The sequence below is a fragment of the Ruegeria sp. YTSC003 genome, assembly GCF_059609785.1.
In genome coordinates, this window is the sequence record NZ_JBXWMK010000008.1 from 85,807 (window position 1) to 103,393 (window position 17,587).

Annotated in this window: 21 protein-coding genes; 15 read left to right on the forward strand and 6 right to left on the reverse strand. The window is 56.6% G+C overall.

What is annotated here, in order from left to right; translation table 11 throughout:
- Positions 1-102 precede the first annotated feature (102 nt).
- The 6 genes from meaB (at position 103) to AC2FFH_RS15580 (ending at position 4,997) form a co-directional block, all read left to right on the forward strand.
- Positions 103-1,080: a methylmalonyl Co-A mutase-associated GTPase MeaB gene (meaB, locus tag AC2FFH_RS15555; RefSeq protein WP_496768414.1), complete on the forward strand. Its 978-nt coding sequence runs from the start codon at positions 103-105 to the stop codon at positions 1,078-1,080.
- 146 nt (positions 1,081-1,226) lie between these two features.
- The gene (locus tag AC2FFH_RS15560; RefSeq protein ID WP_496768212.1) at positions 1,227-2,369 is read left to right on the forward strand and encodes a Hint domain-containing protein; all 1,143 of its coding nucleotides are present in this window, start codon (positions 1,227-1,229) and stop codon (positions 2,367-2,369) included.
- A gap of 194 nt (positions 2,370-2,563) precedes the next feature.
- Positions 2,564-3,292: an alpha/beta hydrolase gene (locus tag AC2FFH_RS15565; RefSeq protein ID WP_496844744.1), complete on the forward strand. Its 729-nt coding sequence runs from the start codon at positions 2,564-2,566 to the stop codon at positions 3,290-3,292.
- Between the two features lie 139 nt (positions 3,293-3,431).
- Positions 3,432-3,719: a 50S ribosomal protein L28 gene (gene rpmB / locus AC2FFH_RS15570; protein ID WP_058272217.1), complete on the forward strand. Its 288-nt coding sequence runs from the start codon at positions 3,432-3,434 to the stop codon at positions 3,717-3,719.
- A gap of 363 nt (positions 3,720-4,082) precedes the next feature.
- Positions 4,083-4,478, forward strand: a complete 396-nt coding sequence (locus AC2FFH_RS15575; RefSeq protein ID WP_496844745.1) for a hypothetical protein — start codon at positions 4,083-4,085, stop codon at positions 4,476-4,478.
- Between the two features lie 45 nt (positions 4,479-4,523).
- Positions 4,524-4,997 carry a copper chaperone PCu(A)C gene (locus AC2FFH_RS15580; RefSeq protein ID WP_496844747.1) on the forward strand — a complete coding sequence of 158 codons (474 nt, stop codon included), beginning with the start codon at positions 4,524-4,526 and terminating at the stop codon, positions 4,995-4,997.
- An 87-nt stretch (positions 4,998-5,084) separates the two neighbouring features.
- Here the strand turns inward: AC2FFH_RS15580 and AC2FFH_RS15585 are convergent, their stop codons facing one another.
- Positions 5,085-5,693, reverse strand: coding sequence for an HdeD family acid-resistance protein (locus AC2FFH_RS15585; RefSeq protein ID WP_496844749.1), 609 nt, complete (start codon positions 5,691-5,693; stop codon positions 5,085-5,087).
- 68 nt (positions 5,694-5,761) lie between these two features.
- A complete protein-coding gene (locus tag AC2FFH_RS15590) occupies positions 5,762-6,457 on the reverse strand; it encodes an NAD-dependent deacylase (protein ID WP_496844750.1) in 696 nt (231 codons plus the stop codon).
- A gap of 28 nt (positions 6,458-6,485) precedes the next feature.
- Between AC2FFH_RS15590 and AC2FFH_RS15595 the strand changes: the two genes are divergently transcribed.
- A complete protein-coding gene (locus AC2FFH_RS15595; protein ID WP_496844751.1) occupies positions 6,486-6,929 on the forward strand; it encodes a low molecular weight protein-tyrosine-phosphatase in 444 nt (147 codons plus the stop codon).
- Here AC2FFH_RS15595 and AC2FFH_RS15600 read toward each other — a convergent pair.
- Both AC2FFH_RS15600 and AC2FFH_RS15605 read right to left on the reverse strand, forming a co-directional pair.
- Positions 6,926-7,867: a LysR family transcriptional regulator gene (locus AC2FFH_RS15600; protein ID WP_496780244.1), complete on the reverse strand. Its 942-nt coding sequence runs from the start codon at positions 7,865-7,867 to the stop codon at positions 6,926-6,928. The two genes, AC2FFH_RS15595 and AC2FFH_RS15600, sit on opposite strands and share 4 nt — an antisense overlap.
- Before the next feature lie 63 nt (positions 7,868-7,930).
- Entirely contained in the window at positions 7,931-8,239 is a 309-nt protein-coding gene (locus tag AC2FFH_RS15605) for a hypothetical protein (RefSeq protein WP_496780242.1), read from the reverse strand.
- Positions 8,240-8,483: 244 nt separating this feature from the next.
- Here AC2FFH_RS15605 and AC2FFH_RS15610 point away from each other — a divergent pair, with 244 nt between their 5' ends.
- From AC2FFH_RS15610 to AC2FFH_RS15635, 6 genes are all read left to right on the forward strand, one after another.
- Positions 8,484-8,777 carry an RNA ligase family protein gene (locus AC2FFH_RS15610; protein WP_496844752.1) on the forward strand — a complete coding sequence of 98 codons (294 nt, stop codon included), beginning with the start codon at positions 8,484-8,486 and terminating at the stop codon, positions 8,775-8,777.
- A gap of 347 nt (positions 8,778-9,124) precedes the next feature.
- Positions 9,125-10,924 carry a translation elongation factor 4 gene (gene lepA, locus AC2FFH_RS15615; RefSeq protein WP_496844753.1) on the forward strand — a complete coding sequence of 600 codons (1,800 nt, stop codon included), beginning with the start codon at positions 9,125-9,127 and terminating at the stop codon, positions 10,922-10,924.
- 274 nt (positions 10,925-11,198) lie between these two features.
- A complete protein-coding gene (locus AC2FFH_RS15620; RefSeq protein WP_496844755.1) occupies positions 11,199-11,741 on the forward strand; it encodes a hypothetical protein in 543 nt (180 codons plus the stop codon).
- A 318-nt stretch (positions 11,742-12,059) separates the two neighbouring features.
- Positions 12,060-12,413, forward strand: a complete 354-nt coding sequence (locus tag AC2FFH_RS15625; RefSeq protein WP_496844756.1) for a hypothetical protein — start codon at positions 12,060-12,062, stop codon at positions 12,411-12,413.
- An 83-nt stretch (positions 12,414-12,496) separates the two neighbouring features.
- Positions 12,497-12,817, forward strand: a complete 321-nt coding sequence (locus tag AC2FFH_RS15630) for a hypothetical protein (protein ID WP_496707120.1) — start codon at positions 12,497-12,499, stop codon at positions 12,815-12,817.
- Between the two features lie 110 nt (positions 12,818-12,927).
- On the forward strand, positions 12,928-13,380 hold the full coding sequence (locus AC2FFH_RS15635; RefSeq protein WP_496707118.1) for a hypothetical protein: 453 nt from the start codon (positions 12,928-12,930) through the stop codon (positions 13,378-13,380).
- 1,092 nt (positions 13,381-14,472) lie between these two features.
- On the opposite strand, the gene AC2FFH_RS15640 is transcribed toward AC2FFH_RS15635, so the two are convergent.
- Complete coding sequence (locus AC2FFH_RS15640; protein ID WP_199913560.1) at positions 14,473-14,610, reverse strand: entericidin A/B family lipoprotein; 138 nt, start codon at positions 14,608-14,610, stop codon at positions 14,473-14,475.
- Positions 14,611-14,824: 214 nt separating this feature from the next.
- Complete coding sequence (locus AC2FFH_RS15645) at positions 14,825-15,166, reverse strand: ArsR/SmtB family transcription factor (RefSeq protein ID WP_496844757.1); 342 nt, start codon at positions 15,164-15,166, stop codon at positions 14,825-14,827.
- A gap of 328 nt (positions 15,167-15,494) precedes the next feature.
- Here AC2FFH_RS15645 and AC2FFH_RS15650 point away from each other — a divergent pair, with 328 nt between their 5' ends.
- The gene (locus AC2FFH_RS15650; RefSeq protein WP_108861785.1) at positions 15,495-16,127 is read left to right on the forward strand and encodes an ATP-dependent Clp protease proteolytic subunit; all 633 of its coding nucleotides are present in this window, start codon (positions 15,495-15,497) and stop codon (positions 16,125-16,127) included.
- A gap of 134 nt (positions 16,128-16,261) precedes the next feature.
- Positions 16,262-17,527, forward strand: a complete 1,266-nt coding sequence (gene clpX / locus AC2FFH_RS15655) for an ATP-dependent Clp protease ATP-binding subunit ClpX (protein ID WP_058272201.1) — start codon at positions 16,262-16,264, stop codon at positions 17,525-17,527.
- Positions 17,528-17,587 lie beyond the last annotated feature (60 nt).

Genomic DNA, 17,587 nt, shown 5'->3' on the forward strand with positions numbered 1-17,587 from the left:
GGTGCAAAATGCAGGTTTTAGGCAGGTTTCCTGCGCGGTCCGGTCTGGACAAACCACCCGTTGGGGCGGCAAGTAGTCGTGCCGCAAAAGATCGGGGTCGGAATGGATATGGACAGCCTAGGTGATAAGATTTTGAACGGAGACCGGCGTGCGCTGGCCCGGGCAATCACTCTGGTCGAAAGTGGTCGCGCGGATCATCGGGCACAGGCGTCTGAATTGCTGGCGCATGTGGCCAAAGCCGGGCGGCAATCCCTGCGCGTTGGGTTGTCCGGTACTCCGGGGGTGGGCAAATCCACCTTTATCGAAAGCTTTGGCATGATGCTGATCGAGCAGGGCCTCCGCGTTGCGGTCCTGGCTGTCGACCCCAGTTCGACCCGTTCAGGTGGTTCTATTCTGGGTGACAAAACCCGGATGGAGCGGTTGAGTCGTGAGAAGAACGCCTTTATCCGTCCGTCCCCCAGCCAATCCCATTTGGGCGGCGTGGCCCGCCGCACCCGCGAGGCGATTGCCCTGTGCGAGGCGGCAGGGTTCGACGTGGTGCTGATTGAAACTGTAGGAGTCGGGCAGTCCGAGACCGTCGTTTCCGAAATGTCGGATCTGTTCCTTCTGTTGCTTGCGCCTGCGGGCGGGGATGAGTTGCAGGGGGTTAAACGCGGAATCATGGAAATGGCCGACATGATCCTTGTGAACAAGGCGGATGGAGATCTGAAAGCCACGGCCACCCGCACCTGTGCTGACTACGCGGGGGCTTTGCGCCTGCTGCGAAAACGCCCGCAGGACCCCGAGGGTTTTCCCAAGGCGATGACTGTTTCCGCGGTCGAGGAACATGGGCTTGACCAAGCCTGGGACGAAATGACCACTCTGTCAGGCTGGCGGCGTGAAAACGGCCATTGGGATGGCAACCGCGCGGCGCAGGCGCGGTTCTGGTTCGATCAAGAAGTGCGATACGCGCTGCTATCTCGGTTGGATACGCCGACCGCCCGCGCAGAAATGGATCGCCTTGGATCCGATGTTGGCGCAGGCAATCTTAGCCCGACGGCGGCTGCGGAACGAATGCTTAGTATCCTAGCAACACACTAGACGCCTTTTAGCGTCAGAGGTGGAGGGTGCGCCAAAATCATGTATTATGGGCAAAGATACAATTTTTGATTGTGCTGCTTCGAGGGGAAGTCGATAGTCTCGATGGTGCGCAAGTCAACAAATGAACGCGTCGGAGATAGCCGTGCATGCCCAATATCCGTGGGACAAATGGTGACGACGATATCGAAGTCACCGGCGACGAAGGTACGCTGAACGGTACGCCCCAGGGCACGCCCATTGATGATATTCGCGCCCGTGGCGGTGACGATGAGATCACGATTGTAAGCAGTACTATTTCCGGGAGTGTACGCGGCAACGCCGGAAACGATGAAATCACCGTGTTCAACGCCCAGATCGATGGGCAGATCAATGCGGGTCGCGATGCGGATACCGTCACGGTTTTTGACGTAGGCGTCGGCAATATCCGTTTGGGGCAGGGCAATGACACCCTGAACTTTATCCGAACCCAAGTCACCGGGGATGTTCAGGGCGGCGGCGGGCAGGACGCGCTGAACCTTCCGGTGGGCACAGTTGTAACCGACGCAAATTTCGGAACGTTCACCGTTGTTGTCGGGCAATCCTATTCGCTTTCCAGCGGCAGCTTCGAATTGCCCTCAGGGATCGTGGTCAACTATAGCGGGTTTGAATCCGGCACAGGGTTTTTGTGCTTTACCCGCGATACAGTAATTCAGGCACAACGTGGTCCGGTCCTTATTCAGGATCTCCGACAGGGGGATATGATCCCAACGCGGGGCAACGGGATGCAACCGATCCGCTGGATCGGGCGCCGTAAATTTGACTCGGTGGCATTGGCGGGCGACCCGAAACGTCGCCCCGTCCGCATATTGGCAGGCGCCTTGGGCAATGGGTTGCCCAAACGGGATCTGTTGGTATCACGGCAGCACAGAATGCTGGTGCAGTCGAAAATCGCAGAACGAATGTTTGGCGAGCCCGAAGTTCTGATTCCGGCGATAAAACTGACCGCGCTGCCAGGGATATTCGTTGATGCTACGGTGGACAGCGTCGAATATTACCACCTGCTTTTTGACCGTCACGAGGTTATCTTTGCCGAAAACGCCCCAAGCGAAAGCCTGTTTACCGGGCCTGAGGCGCTCATGACCCTTAGCCTGGAAGCCCGACGTGAAATATTCGATATCTTTCCGGAATTGGCGGATGTGAACCACAATCCCAACCCGGCCCGGTACATCCCTAAAGGCCCCCAACAAGCGCGCCTCGTGGCTCGGCACCTAAAGAATGAAAAACCACTGCTGCAGGGCTATAACGTATAGGGGAACGCCCCACGGATGTTTAAATCCCCAAAAAAGCAGTTATGTAGAACCCGCCCTGAATACGTGATTGAATGAAATAGCCCGATCAGGCAGGCGATACTGGTCAAAAAAAGCGCAGTTGAAGAATGTAGCAATGTCGGATTTTTGATGGAAATCGACTGCGTGCCACGCTTTTCAATCCAGGTCAGCCTCGCTTGTATGTCACCTTTCGCCACCGGGTGTCTGATCCGGGGCGGTTTCCGGAACCGCGGCCAGCGGCAACCTTCATACAGGCGGGATATGCGCATTTGCATGTGCAGGCTCGGCTGAATGATTGGTATGTAAACTCTGAAACACCTGAACTTGAGGCCTGCCTGTCGCGGCTGACCCAGAGAATGGAACACTTCGCGGCGATGGGCTTTTTAATGCGTGGTTACGCCGGTCTCCGCTTGGCGCGAGAGCTAAACTTGAAATATCTTCTTGCTGTTTCACCGCAGTTCTCAATTTCTGAACATCACGTGCCATTTGACCCGCGTTTCAAAAAGTGGGCGACAGACTTCGATCCTGATCTTGGGGCGCTGCCGAGTCGCTCTTATCCTGTGCGCGGCCTCATTCTGATTGATCCGTTCAACCGTGCCGATTTATTGAATGCCCGCATGGTCCAAGACGCCTTTCCCACAATGAATATCGTAAGGCTTTGCTTCACTGGTCATCCTGCGACAAAAGTTATAAGGCAAACCGGTGGATATGGCAGGCTACAGAAAATGCTGCTTCGTCAGCGGTTGTCACCGGAAAGAATGGTCCGTGTGCATCGTGCTGCGCGACTAAAAAGCCCCCGGTACTGGGCGCGTCTGGCGGCCGCAGCGGCAAAAACAGGTCGTCCTGAATTGGAAAATCACGCCCTGAAACGGCTGGGAGAATTAAATGAAAACTTGGTGCTGTGAATCCTTGGCATATGGCTTGACCCCGTCTGTGATTCCCACTACATGCATCCAACCAGTTTTCGGGCGCGACTTCGGGTTGTGCCCCTTGTGATTTGGCCGAGGGTGTAATGCCTGGCCTCCAGAAACAAAGGAAGAAACCATGTCGCGCCGTTGCGAACTGACCGGAAAAGGCCCGATGACTGGCAACAATGTCAGCCATGCCAAAAACAGAACTCGTCGTCGTTTTCTGCCCAACCTGAACGACGTTACGCTGCAGTCGGAAACGCTGGGCCGTGGCGTCAAGCTGCGCATCTCGGCGGCTGCCCTGCGTTCGGTGGACCACCGTGGTGGTCTGGACGCGTTCCTGGCGAAAGCCAAGGACGATGAGCTGTCCAACAACGCATTGAAAGTGAAAAAGGAAATCGCCAAGGCGCAAGCTTCGGCCTAAGACCTTTTTCCTGCGAGAATTCAGGCCCTGTACCTTTTGGTGCAGGGTTTTTTCGTTTTGTGCAGAGTGCTGTTCTCAATTTGGAATTAAATTTCCGCGTTGGGTGAAATTGTTCACATACCGTTTGCTCTACCCGTATTATGTTTAGGCATATTCATCTGGCGGAGTTCAACCTCATGTCGTTCAAATCATTACCTTCTTTCTCCCTACTGGCCGACTTTTTCGGCAAAACGTTTGGGGCATGTCTGCGGATGCAGCGTCGGGTGAATCGGCTGCATACGAGCCTGACAAAAGGGTCCGTCAAGCGCCCGGAACCGGATCGCTGACATTGTCCTCCCGGCCCTGGGCTTCAAGCGTGTCTGATTGCGCTTGAAGCCCGTTTTGTCTCTGGCCTATATCGGGGACAGGATGAAACCCGTTCTGAACAAAGTTCTGCCGTTTGTGCTGTCGCTGCTGGTCGTTTTGACCGGGCAGGGCGTTGCTGCATCGCGCGGTGTGGACCGGGCGGTGGGGCATATGGTGCTGTGTACCGGATCTGGTCCGGTCGTGGTCTATATGGATGCCGAAGGGCAGCCGACAAAGGCCCCGCACTTCTGTCCGGATTATGCGTTGAACCTGTTGGGCGCGGTGAGCATTGCGGAACCGTCCCTGCCAGTTGCCCCGGACACCGATCGACCCATGCCATCGCGTATCGCGGAGAATCTGATCGCTCTGCCTATACCGTTTCAGCCAGCCCGGGCACCTCCTGCAAGTGTTTGATTCATTATCAATTCTTATCAAACACCAAACTACAGGAGAGGCGCTATGTCCCTCACATCCAGACTGCTGACCACCCTTGCCGCCGCAACTATTGCTACGGCTGCTTTTGCGCAGGACACGATCACCGTCGATGACGCTTATGCCCGATCATCGGGTAAAACGGCCAAAGCTGGCGCGGCCTTCATGATGATCCAGAACACCGGCGCGACCGATGACCGTTTGATCGGCGTGGAATCCGACGCTGCGGCTCGGGTCGAGCTGCACACCCATATTGTCGACGAAAATGGCGTTGCCAAAATGACCCATGTCGAAGAGGGCATTGCCATCCCGGCGGGTGAAACGCACATGCTGAAGCGCGGTGCCGACCACGTGATGTTCATGGGCCTGACAGCCCCGTTTGAGCAGGATGCAATGGTTCCCGTTACGCTGATCTTCGAGACAGCAGGCGAAGTCGAGATCGAAATTCCGGTGGATTTGGAGCGTAAGGACACCGGCGGTCACGGTTCGCATTCGAACTAGAGCTGCGCCTGAATTCGGGCCGCGCTGCGGCCGTCATCCATGCGTCAGGCCGGGATATTCCCGGCCTTTTGTCGTTGTGGAAAAGGTTCAGCGGTTGACCACCCGCATCGCCAGGCGGTCATGGGCGCGCTTGAAGCGCATGGCCAGCCAGAGCATTACTGCGGCAAAGGCCAGCGCCGAGAAAGCAATCGCCCAGCCCAGCGCCACCATGCCACTGCCCGGCCAGAACAACAAAACAAGGCCGATCAACAGCGCGACAATGCCGGAGTTGCGCATGGTGGATGCATCAGGATGTGCATCGGGCAATTGCCGCCACGCCATCAGCGAGCCTATCCCGACAATCAAAGCCCAGGCGCCGAGCAAAAAGAACGCGAGGCGCGCGACGCCTTCCGGCCAGATCAGCAGGATCAGTCCGATCAGAAGTGCCCCGATGCCGAAACCGCCAATCAGGCCACGCCGGCCAAACCCCAGCAGTGTCAGGCCGCCATCAAGGACCAGCAGAACGCCCACCAGACGGATCAGCAATGAGATGCTGCCCGTCGGCCAGAATAGCGCTGCGATCCCAAGCGCCCCGGCCAGAATTCCGCGCAGCAAGAATGTCCACCACAGGTTCGTTAGCTGATCACCAAGGGCGCCACGCGTATCGAGCCTGTCATCGTCAAGGATTTCACCTTGTTGGTTTTTGGGGTCTGTCATGGGGACCTCTCGGGTTGTTAGGGCACTAGTATAGCAAGGAAATTCGCCACTTGTCTGCGGGTTTCGCCCTATTGCGCGTTCAGGATCTGATCGACCCAGCGCGGAATGGTTTCTGTTGCGGGGCCCAGTATGACATCGTCGAAACTGGATGCGCCGGTCGACGGCTCGAGATTCAGTTCGACAGTTCTTGCCCCGGACATCATGGCCTCGTGCACGAAGGCCGCGGCGGGATAGACCTGACCCGAAGTGCCAATGGCGGCGAAGATACTTGCGTCTGCCAGATGATCATAGATGGCGTCCATGTGATAAGGCATCTCACCAAACCACACCACATCCGGGCGCGCGGTGGGGGCTGCGCAGGCAGGGCAGGGCTCGCCCACGGCCATCTCGGGCGGTGCCGCCCAGCGGTGGCCACAGGCCGCGCAAAGCGCCCCGGCCAGCGTTCCGTGCATGTGGATCACGCCTTGCGCGCCACCGGCCTCGTGCAGGCTGTCGACGTTTTGTGTGACGATCACAACCTCGCCGGGCCAGTCCCGCTGTAGTCGGGCAAGTGCATCGTGGGCCGCGTTAGGTTGCGCCTCGGCGGCCTGTGCGCGGCGGGCATTATAAAACTCGTGCACCAGCGCGGGATCACGCGCGAACCCCTCGGGCGTGGCGACGTCCTCAATTCGATGCTGCGCCCACAAACCGCCCTCGTCGCGGAACGTGCCCAAACCGCTTTCGGCGGAAATCCCGGCCCCTGTCAGAATGACGATCTTTTCCATCTTGGCCCTTCGCGTTACACAGTGGTTCATGACCCACCGTATCTTGTTCGTCTGTCTGGGCAATATCTGCCGTTCTCCCGCCGCCGAAGGTGTCTTTCGCACCCGCGCGCCGCATCATACTACCGATAGTGCGGGGACGTCGGGCTGGCACATCGGTGACCCACCTTATGGGCCGATGCAAAAGGCAGCTCAGTCGCGCGGCATTAAACTGGATGATTTACGGGCGCGGCAATTCACGGCCAGGGATTTCGACAGGTTCGATCTGATCATCGGGATGGATGCCGACAACATCGCGAATATCGAGGCACTGCGACCAGCCGGGAACGAAACCCCGGTGCGTCTGCTGACGGATTTTGTGCCACATATCGGCACAGACCACGTCCCGGACCCATACTATACACGTGACTTCGATGGAGCATTGGATCTAATCGAGGCAGCGGTCGAAGGTCTCGACGCGCATCTACGCGGCTAGCTCATCAACTTTAGGCGAGTGTTCAGCCATGGCAATTGCGCAAGGGCCGGGTCAACAATCTGGCTGCCCATTAGGCGGCGCATCATGCCTGCGACCTCTTGCGGAACCTGACCTGACCAGTCGGTGCGGGTGAACAAGGAAATCGTCCGCGAAACGTCTCCGATCGGGGCAGGGTGCGCCTCAAGACCGTCATGGAATCTCGCCGCCCGCATATAGCCCAGCGGCGTCGTAATCGCCCAGCCGAGGCCGCGCGCGACCATCGCCATCAGCGCCAGATGAGAACCGATTTCGAACCGTTCTTCAAATTCCAGCTGCTGGCGCGCCAGATGGGCCTCAATCTGGCGGCTGATCAACTGCTCGCGGGCATAGCGCAGGAAGGGCAGATCCTGCATGGCGTTTTCGGCCCCTTTGGGCGTCACCAGAATGAAGGGATCGCGAACCAATGGGTATTCGACCACGCCTTCCAGCACCTCGCCGCTATGGGCTGACACCACAAGCTGCAGGCGCTGCGCCTCAAGTTCTTCGAACAGGTCGAGGCTAGGCAGTGTGATCAGTTTGAACTTTGACCGCGTCAGACTTTCGGCCAACAGAGTGGCCAGTCGCGGGGTCAGGTCATTGTCGAAATCGTCAATCAGGCCGATGGACAGGGTTGCAAGGTGACCCAAATCCATCACGGTCAGCTCGCTTTGGGCGATTTGCAACTCGGCCAGAACCGCCTGCGCGCGGGCCAGAAAGCTGCGCCCTGCCTGGGTCAGGCGCATCGGGCGCCGTGTGTGATCCACCAGATCGGTGCCCACTGCCTTTTCCAGATTGCGCAATTGCTGGGACACCGACGGCTGGCTGAGCCCCGTGATTTCGGCAGCCTGCGCCACCGATCCCGTCCGCGCCAGCGCCTCGAATACTTCGAGGCCGCGCAGGGTCAGCCCTTTCATAACCATCAGATATCCCTTTCGCTGCGCCTTTCTGGGGCGCAGTTCAGGTCAGGTCAAGGATTGATCAGCCTAGTTGCAGATCGCCTGCGCCATCTGACCGAAGTTCCGATACCGGTCCCACAGCGCATCGTCGCGCTGGGTCTTCGACATCTTGAGCTCTTGCGCCTGATGCGGGTCGCGGAACCACTTGGCAACGGTCTTCTGATCGCTGCGGGTCAACGCCTGGTTGGCCACCCGTTGAATGCAACTGCACCGATCCCGCGTCGCAGCTGAGCGATCCGACGCCAAACAGGCGCGTTTGATCTGTGCTGCGTCCACTACCGGAGCCACCGCTGTCAGCGACGTGGCACAGAATGCGATTAAGAGGAACTTTTTCATGCTCATGCCTCATGTTTGCCTGCCCGGAGGGGTCTTATGCCCCTCTCGGTCTTCGCAGGAGTATGAATCAAACGGGGAAGGGGATCAATCAAACGTTGAGAAAAAGTGATTGCACGGTTTGCGAATGTCGCGTTGTCTAACCCGACTTTGCTTAGAAACCCCTCATGAGACCACTATGCTTAAGAAATACGGACGCACATTTCACTTGCCGCAATCTCCTGGCGCCACGAGTGATGACAAAATCATGTCTAGCGTTGCCGTGTTAGAGATGGCTGACGAAGTGGTGTTCACTGAAAAGATGGACGGTGAGAATACCACGATCCATAGCCTAGGCTGTCACCCCCGCAGCCTCGACGCGAGATATCATCCGTCGCGAGATTGGATGAAGGCATTTGCAGCCGGTATAGCGCCTCTACTTGCCGAGGGTGAACGAATTGTGGGCGAGTATTTGTTCGCGCGTCATTCCATCACTTATTCAGAGCTGCCGACATATTTTCTGGGATTTGCTTGGATCAAGGCTGAGGAAGTTCAACCTTGAGACGCGACGCTTTCGCGCTTTGTCGAACTTGGGGTCACAGCGGTTCCTGAACTTTATCGCGGGCGGTTTTCGGCACAGATCGCAAAGGATGTAATTGCGGGTCTCGATCTCGAAAAACAAGAGGGGTTTGTCGTTCGCACCACTGGGGCCTTCAAGGAAGAAGACATGCCCATACACCTTGCTAAATACGTACGTGAGGGCCATGTGCAAAGCGAGACGCATTGGATGAATGCAGCGCTGGTCAAAAACGGTTTGGTCTGACTGGGCCGAGAGCTTGGGAACAAAGGGTTTCCCCGCATGTCGTCCCACCTTGACCACAGCCCAATTCCGACGCATATCCCCAACCCATGACAGACCTCGCTCATATCCGCAATTTCTCCATCGTCGCGCATATCGACCATGGCAAATCCACCCTTGCTGACCGGCTCATCCAAGAGACCGGAACGGTCAAGGATCGTGACATGAAGGAACAGCTGCTCGACAGCATGGATATCGAGCGCGAGCGCGGCATCACCATCAAGGCCAACACCGTCCGCATCGACTATACCGCCGACAATGGCGAGCAATACGTGCTAAACCTGATCGACACACCCGGCCACGTGGACTTTGCCTATGAGGTCTCGCGGTCCATGCGCGCGGTCGAAGGATCGCTGCTGGTTGTGGACTCGACCCAAGGGGTCGAGGCGCAGACGTTGGCGAATGTGTACCAAGCCATCGATGCAGATCATGAGATCGTGCCGGTACTCAACAAGATCGACCTGCCTGCGTCCGACTGTGACCGCGTGGCCGAACAGATCGAGGATGTGATCGGCATCGACGCGTCCGAGGCGATTCAGGTTTCGGCCAAGACCGGGCAGGGCATCCACGAAACGCTGGAATCTATCGTCACCCACTTGCCTGCACCGCAGGGCAATCTGGACGCGCCGCTCAAGGCCATGCTGGTCGACAGTTGGTATGACGCCTATCTCGGCGTCATCGTTCTGGTCCGCATTATGGACGGCACGCTGAAAAAGGGCATGCGGGTCAAGTTCATGTCGAACAACACCCTGCACCATGTGGACCGCGTTGGCGTGTTCCGCCCTGAGATGGAGATGGTCGACAGCCTCGGCCCCGGTGAGATCGGCTTTCTCACCGCATCAATCAAACAGGTCCGCGACACTCGCGTTGGCGACACCATCACGAATGACCGCAACGGGACCGAAGAGGCTCTGACAGGCTTCAAACCCGCGCAGCCGGTGGTCTTCTGTGGCCTCTTCCCCGTGGACAGTTCCGAATTCGAGGACCTGCGTGATGCGATCGACAAGCTGGCCCTCAACGACGCCAGCTTCAGCTTTGAAATGGAAACCTCGGCAGCACTTGGCTTTGGCTTCCGCTGCGGTTTCCTTGGCCTTCTGCACCTTGAGGTCATCCGCGACCGCATCGAACGCGAATATGATATCGAGCTCATCACCACCGCGCCGTCGGTGATCTACCACGTCTACATGAAAGACGGCGAGATGATTGAGCTGCACAACCCCGCCGACATGCCCGACCCATCCAAAGTCGACCATATCGAGGAACCGCGCATCAAGGCGACCATTCTGGTGCCCGATGAATACCTCGGCGACGTGCTGAAACTCTGCCAGGACCGCCGCGGTATCCAGATGGACCTGACCTATGCGGGCTCCCGCGCCATGGTCGTCTATGACCTGCCGCTGAACGAGGTCGTGTTTGACTTCTACGACCGCCTGAAATCGGTAACCAAGGGCTATGCCTCGTTTGATTATCAGATGACCGGCTATACCGAGGACGCGCTGGTCAAGATGTCGGTGCTGGTGAATGACGAGCCTGTGGATGCGCTGTCGACCATGGTTCACCGCGACCGGGCCGAGATGCGGGGTCGCGCGATGTGCGAAAAGCTGAAAGATTTGATCCCGCGCCACATGTTCAAAATCCCGATCCAGGCCGCCATCGGAGGCAAGGTCATCGCGCGCGAGACCCTCTCGGCGCTGCGCAAGGACGTGACCGCCAAATGTTATGGCGGCGACGCCACGCGGAAACGCAAACTGCTGGACAAGCAGAAGGCGGGTAAGAAGAAGATGCGCCAGTTCGGGAAGGTGGATATCCCACAGGAAGCGTTTATTAGCGCCTTAAAAATGGACAGCTAAAAGCTGGCCATTTTTTTTCGGCGGGCGAAAACGGTTGGCAAAGCCAACTTCTTACACACACTGTGGGATTACGACGTTGATATTCAAATAAGAGGTTAGTGCGCTGCGGGTTTACTACTTAGATGAGCAAGAAGGTGAACGAGATGGTCGCCGTTTTACCGCAGTAACCATTGCTCATATTGAGGCCGAGAAGGTAGATAGGTTTCGATCCACATTTTATAGTTCGCTTTCAGGCGTTTTGCATCCCGAAAGGCTTGAGAGTGAATTTAGTTTATTGCCCGCCCTGCACGGTTCCGATTTGCTTCGTGAATATAGCGATGAGAAAAAAATTCGTGCTGTTTCAGAGTTGTTATTGCACTTCACAAATTTTGGGGGGCGGTTTAGGCGCGTCGGCTATTTTGACGATACCGTTCCTTTTCTAGAAAATAGAAATGCGAGGATTTCTTTCTGCGTAGTAAGCGCATTTGTGCGAGCGGCTGAGAACCCACCAAGCAGGGCGCTTTGGATGATAATTGCTGAAGCCGACAAGGAAGGTATCCGGGCAGGTTTCAACACTTTGGATCAACACCTTTCAATGTACTATCAAGTGGCAAAAGCGAGTTCTTGGGAGAATGTGACAGTTAACTACCAAGGCCTCGTTGGACATTTTTTCGCGCTCAAGAATGACCTTGGGTGTCAGGCCGCAGATGTATCTGGTTACCTTGCTTACAAAGCCGAAAAGGCTCAATCTGATTTTGGGAAAGAGTTGGCAAAAATTTATAAATCCTTTGAGAGATTTTATGAAATTGATAGAATTATTGAGATGAAACGGCATTGAGTTTTTCTTTTTGGTTTGCCGCTTCAGCTACAGAGACGGTTTCTACTAGATGCGCTAACCGACTGGCGTCGCCGCTGGGCCGCTTCGACCCGCCCCCGTCAAACCGAAGGTTTGCCTCCGGCAAAACGGGCGGCGCGTTTGCTCCCCGGGGCTCCGCCCGTTCGGCCCGAAACGGTCCACTGGACCGTTTCCAAGACGGGCCTCACCCCCTCAGACCAGAGCAACCATCACTTCTGCCCAACCCCCAAATTTCTGAAATCCCGCAATAAGTGATACACTCCCCTCATTCCAAACAAGTTTTTCATAGGGGGAAGTGTTATGGACTCGCAGCTGCGTTCTCAAATTTCGATGGGTCGTCTCGACCACTATTACGACATCATGCGCACCTCGATCTTTGCATTTGTCGGCCTTGCCGCGATCATCGGGTTTGGTCCCGAAGGGCTTGCTCTGCCGTTGATCGTGTTGGTGATTGCGGTGACGGTCTATGGTGTTCTTGCGGGCAAGACCGCGCTTGAAGACGTCGAAAACCTGCGCGGTGACATGGACGACGCTTTTGCGAACAGCAGTTTCGGTCGTGGGCTAAAGGCGCGGAATTTGAAAGGGCTGGTCCTGACGTCGAATGCACTGCTCTGCCTGATAGGACTGGCCGAACTCATCGCGATTGTGTTCTAGCCGAAGGCTGTGACCCACCTCACAGCCTCAACCTTCCCCTCCTGCTACACTTGACCCACCGGCAACCTCGGCAGGAGGCGCAGATGTCCACATCCATGATCCCCCTTATCGCCCTCGGGTCGGCGGGTCTCTATTCCGTGGCCATGATCTCGATGAAGTTCTGGTGGAAACTCCCCGGTGTGGGTCTTGGCCTGCTGATCGTCGCAACCCTGCTGGCCGGGGCAACGCTGGAACTTGCTGCGCTGCGCGAGGAACGGTTGGGCATCATCTATACCGGTATTCTGGGGGCCGAGGTTGTTCTGATCGCCATCGCCTCATTCTTTCTGTTCGGCGAAAACTTTTCGTATCGCGAGGCGGCAGGCATCGGTCTGGTGATCCTCGGTACCGCGCTGGCCTGGGCATAAGGCAAACATTACCGGTTTGTGAAGTTTCCCTTAGGTAAGTTGCAACCTGCGCACTCCCTTCCAATCTGTACAACAGGCCAGCAACGGCCCTGAACTTTGGAGGAGAGCCCATGACCAGATATATGACTGCCGGAGCAGCCGCTCTGGCGACAAGCCTCAGCCTTGCCACGGCTTCGATGGCCGAAACCACACCTGATCTGCGCGGTGCCTGGACGGGCACTTATACCAAGGTCTCCCCGTCTCGGGTGGCCACCGGAGATGCGCCGCGCTTTCATCAGGGAGAGTGGGTGCTGGATATCCAGCAGCAGCAGGACAATCTGTTCTGGGGGCCCAGCATGTGGCGACCGGATGCTGGCACAGATTGGCGCGTGTTTGACGCCACCGGCACCATCAGTCTGGATGGGTCGGGCACCATCGGCATCGTCGAAAGCTCGGCCGATCCGCAGGTGGGTGTGAATGCGCTGGTGGATGCGCGCTATCAGGACGGCAAGATTTACGCGGATTTCCGTAGCCTGCGTCGCGGGACAACGTACAGCGTTGTGCTCGAACGTCAGGTGAACTGAAGCGTTTCCGGCCCGGCCGGCCGTAGGGGGTACTGGCTGCACCGTGTTGCAGCGCGTAGTAGGTAATCTCGGTCGGGTCGGAACGTTTCTCAAATACGGATACAGCGTCTCCTCAGGGGGGACGGGTCGGGCGGCATCTTGGTTGCAAGCGACAGGGTCCTGAACACACGGTGCCGGATTGCGGCGTTCCCCGGCATATGTGGTTTAGGGTCTCGCGAACCTTCAGCGCGGCTTAGCTTGTGGTCTGAGAGCCGTCCGGCCCCAGTTTCTCTGAACATCTCTGGCCAGGCAATGGTAAGCGCGGATCCGTCTGATTCGATGCTCTGAGGCTGTGAATACCCGCAATCGGCAACGAAATGGCCTTTGCGGGTGCAGAAAGTCAGGAAAATCGAGTCATTTCGTCGAATTCAGCGTTTTCCATTGCCAAGACCGCACGGCGTTTCGATTTCCGGAGTTATCCACAATTTTCTCCCGGCGGATATCAACACTTTATCCCCGTCTAATTCTCATGCTGCAGTGCTATTTTCTTGTCGGAACATGACCCGGATGTAACAGTTCTATTACCGCAACGGTTCTTAGGAACCAGGGTGGGACGCAAAGACCAAAGGGGGTCGAGGCAATAAGGGCAAGTCTTAGGATTAGCTTTTATATGCAGAGGCTTACCGGTGGATGGTCAGTTGAATTGGGTGTCAGACCCGGGTCAGATGATCAGACTCTCAGAAGGTCGATGCGTGCTGCAAAGCATCTTAGGATGCCGAGCAGCGGCCGTGGCCTGTAACAGGGTCTGGGCAACTGGATCGTGGCGTCCCTCGGATGCATCGACCCGGCAAGGCGTCAGGAGTATCCGCAAGGGTACATGCATGGACCGCGTCTGCGCACCTGACGCCTTTTCTTTTTCTCTGGTTTTTCCAGGCTGCCACTCTGCCCCTGCAAAACGGGAACGGGGTTCTTGTGGATGCACAAGAACCCCGAAGTGTCAGATATGCAATGCCGCGTCTATGCACCTGTGCCAAGGAGTGTAACTTGGTTGGCTGTAATCTTCAACCATATCTTGTATGTAGAAGTTGTGCTTTCACAATATCCTGAACCGCGTCAGATATTTTGCTGAACGTCAGTTGCCGCGCCTTGAATGGCATCACCTGCTTTTTCGATATCTTTGCCAGCACCTTTGGCAGTCTCGCACGCGGCGAGAGAAAACAGTGCCAACCCTACCAGAATTGCTCGGATCATCAGTACCTCCATTTGATGTTCTAAGCATGGCCTAGCAGTTTTTATTTGCTGGAACCAGTATTTTACCGCGCTGACACGGGGCATAGAAACACGAAGCTGCAGACCAAATTGACCGCATGGATTGCGAAGGCAGGGTGTGGCCGCACCAACGTTAGAATGTTCGGGTCGGAAAGACTGGAACAACGCGTCTGGTGCGGTGGAAAGATAAACGAAATCAGTCCTTTTGGTCGCCGCAGAACAGCTCGTACACCACTTCAAGCATACGGCGCGGTCTGTCGTCAGCAAGTCGGTAGTAAATAGCCTTGCCTTCGCGTCGCGGAATCACAAGGCCTTCCAGACGAAGGCGGGACAGCTGCTGCGAGACAGCCGCCTGCCGCGCGCAAAGAAGATCCTCAAGCTCGGTCACGGATTTTTCGCCAGAGACCAGATGGCACAAGATCATCAATCGGCCTTCGTGACTGATCGCCTTGAGGAAATTCGATGCGCGGGTCGCATTTCCCGCCATCCGATCGAAATCGTCAGACGTCATATTCTGTGAAATCTGAGGCAATGCCATTGGTGTTTTCCTTTTGAGCCCTGGTGTCGGGGAACTTTTGTGAGTGTTTCGCTAAAGCGGTTCGCATTGCTACACGTTCTGCGCATGAATTTCCATATGCATGGATCAAAATGACGTGATGCGAAAAGGGGAACTTACAAACAAGCGCGTCAAACCAGGCCTTGACCGCTGCTGTTTCTGTGCGTTCGACATCAGACTATCCCCCTATTGTGGGCGGTTGGAGCGCGATCTGTTGTGCCCCCCTTGCAGCCCCCCCGTGGCGACACTAAGACTCGGGTAACGTTTCTTCGGGTAATGTCCCGATCCATAGCAAAACAGGCAGGTTCTCATGTTCGATCCCGTTGACACCTATATGAATACGCTCGTTCCCATGGTCGTCGAGCAGACCAGCCGGGGTGAACGCGCGTATGATATTTTCTCGCGCCTTCTGAAAGAGCGGATCATTTTCATCAACGGCCCGATCCACGACGGGATGAGCCACCTGATCGTCGCGCAATTGCTGCATCTTGAGGCGGAAAATCCGAACAAAGAAATCTCGATCTACATCAACTCTCCCGGTGGCGTCGTCACCAGCGGTTTGTCGATTTACGATACAATGCAGTATATCAAGCCGAAATGTTCCACATTGGTGATCGGTCAGGCGGCCTCGATGGGGTCGGTTTTGCTGGCCGGGGGCGAGAAGGGAATGCGTTTCTCGCTGCCCAACAGCCGGATCATGGTGCACCAGCCCAGTGGCGGCTATCAGGGCCAGGCCAGCGACATCATGATTCACGCGGCCGAGACGCAAAAACTGAAGGATCGCCTTTATGACATATACGTGCGTCATACCGGCCAGACCAAAAAGGCGGTTGAAAAAGCGCTGGATCGTGACAACTTCATGAGCCCGGAAGAGGCGAAAGACTGGGGTCACATCGACGAAATCGTCGAAAATCGCGCCAAAATGGATGGTGACGAGGCCTAAGAATATCTCCCCACGTCTTGGGCGTGGGGACCATTTTTGAGATTGTAGCCGCCCCGGTGGTGGCCTAAGCTGCACCAACATGTGGCATGCGCGGTTCCACACAGACCGCAGGGACGAAGCCCGAAAGGTAGAACATGGCGACGAATTCAGGCGGTGACGGCAAAAACACGCTCTACTGCAGCTTCTGCGGCAAGAGCCAGCATGAGGTGCGCAAGCTGATTGCCGGCCCCACCGTCTTCATCTGTGATGAATGCGTCGAGCTGTGTATGGACATCATCCGCGAAGAGACGAAGGCCAGCGGCCTGAAATCCAGCGATGGCGTTCCAACACCCAAAGACATTTGTGAGGTGCTGGACGATTACGTAATCGGTCAGGCCACCGCTAAACGGGTTCTGTCGGTGGCGGTGCACAACCACTACAAGCGTCTGAACCACGCGCAAAAGGCAGGCAGCGATATTGAGCTGGCCAAGTCCAACATTCTGCTGATCGGTCCGACCGGCTGCGGTAAGACGCTGCTGGCGCAGACGCTGGCGCGCATTCTGGATGTGCCGTTCACCATGGCAGACGCAACCACACTGACCGAAGCCGGGTATGTGGGTGAGGATGTTGAAAACATCATCCTCAAGCTGCTGCAGTCCAGCGAATACAATGTCGAACGCGCGCAGCGCGGCATCGTCTATATCGACGAGGTCGACAAGATCACCCGCAAATCCGAAAACCCGTCCATCACGCGTGACGTGTCGGGCGAGGGTGTACAGCAGGCGCTGCTGAAGCTGATGGAAGGCACCGTGGCCAGTGTACCGCCGCAGGGCGGGCGCAAACATCCGCAGCAGGAATTCCTGCAAGTGGATACCACGAACATCCTTTTCATCTGCGGTGGTGCTTTTGCAGGTCTGGATAAGATCATCGCGCAACGCGGCAAAGGCTCGGCCATGGGCTTTGGTGCCGACGTGCGGGACAATGATGAACGTGGCGTGGGTGAGATTTTCAAGGATCTCGAGCCCGAGGATTTGCTGCGGTTCGGCCTGATTCCGGAATTCGTTGGTCGTCTGCCGGTTCTGGCAACGCTGGAGGATCTGGACGAAGATGCACTGGTCACAATCCTGACCAAACCCAAGAACGCTCTGGTCAAGCAGTACCAGCGCCTGTTCGAATTAGAAGACGCCGAGCTGGCCTTTACTGATGATGCGCTGAAGTCGATCGCCAAGAAGGCCATCGAACGCAAAACCGGCGCGCGCGGGCTGCGCTCGATCCTCGAGGATATCCTTCTGGACACCATGTTCGAACTTCCGGGCATGAAGAACGTAACCGAAGTGGTGGTGAACGAAGAAGCGGTGTCGTCTGACAAGCAACCACTGATCATCTATGCGGATGCCGCGGAATCAGCTTCGGCAGGGTAAGGCACAACAAGAATTACCAAGACGGCGCGGGATTGACCGCGCCGTTTTCTTTTGGAGGGA

Coding starts and splice junctions, on each gene's coding strand:
- rpmB (WP_058272217.1), top strand. CDS start 3,432: ATGTCGCGCCGTTGCGAACTGACCGGAAAAGGCCCGATGACTGGCAAC.
- AC2FFH_RS15560 (WP_496768212.1), top strand. CDS start 1,227: ATGCCCAATATCCGTGGGACAAATGGTGACGACGATATCGAAGTCACC.
- AC2FFH_RS15630 (WP_496707120.1), top strand. CDS start 12,497: ATGTCCACATCCATGATCCCCCTTATCGCCCTCGGGTCGGCGGGTCTC.
- AC2FFH_RS15580 (WP_496844747.1), top strand. CDS start 4,524: ATGTCCCTCACATCCAGACTGCTGACCACCCTTGCCGCCGCAACTATT.
- AC2FFH_RS15605 (WP_496780242.1), bottom strand. CDS start 8,239: ATGAAAAAGTTCCTCTTAATCGCATTCTGTGCCACGTCGCTGACAGCG.
- AC2FFH_RS15600 (WP_496780244.1), bottom strand. CDS start 7,867: ATGGTTATGAAAGGGCTGACCCTGCGCGGCCTCGAAGTATTCGAGGCG.
- AC2FFH_RS15585 (WP_496844749.1), bottom strand. CDS start 5,693: ATGACAGACCCCAAAAACCAACAAGGTGAAATCCTTGACGATGACAGG.
- AC2FFH_RS15645 (WP_496844757.1), bottom strand. CDS start 15,166: ATGGCATTGCCTCAGATTTCACAGAATATGACGTCTGACGATTTCGAT.
- AC2FFH_RS15625 (WP_496844756.1), top strand. CDS start 12,060: ATGGACTCGCAGCTGCGTTCTCAAATTTCGATGGGTCGTCTCGACCAC.
- meaB (WP_496768414.1), top strand. CDS start 103: ATGGATATGGACAGCCTAGGTGATAAGATTTTGAACGGAGACCGGCGT.
- AC2FFH_RS15635 (WP_496707118.1), top strand. CDS start 12,928: ATGACCAGATATATGACTGCCGGAGCAGCCGCTCTGGCGACAAGCCTC.
- AC2FFH_RS15610 (WP_496844752.1), top strand. CDS start 8,484: ATGTCTAGCGTTGCCGTGTTAGAGATGGCTGACGAAGTGGTGTTCACT.
- clpX (WP_058272201.1), top strand. CDS start 16,262: ATGGCGACGAATTCAGGCGGTGACGGCAAAAACACGCTCTACTGCAGC.
- AC2FFH_RS15595 (WP_496844751.1), top strand. CDS start 6,486: ATGACCCACCGTATCTTGTTCGTCTGTCTGGGCAATATCTGCCGTTCT.
- AC2FFH_RS15640 (WP_199913560.1), bottom strand. CDS start 14,610: ATGATCCGAGCAATTCTGGTAGGGTTGGCACTGTTTTCTCTCGCCGCG.
- AC2FFH_RS15650 (WP_108861785.1), top strand. CDS start 15,495: ATGTTCGATCCCGTTGACACCTATATGAATACGCTCGTTCCCATGGTC.
- lepA (WP_496844753.1), top strand. CDS start 9,125: ATGACAGACCTCGCTCATATCCGCAATTTCTCCATCGTCGCGCATATC.
- AC2FFH_RS15590 (WP_496844750.1), bottom strand. CDS start 6,457: ATGGAAAAGATCGTCATTCTGACAGGGGCCGGGATTTCCGCCGAAAGC.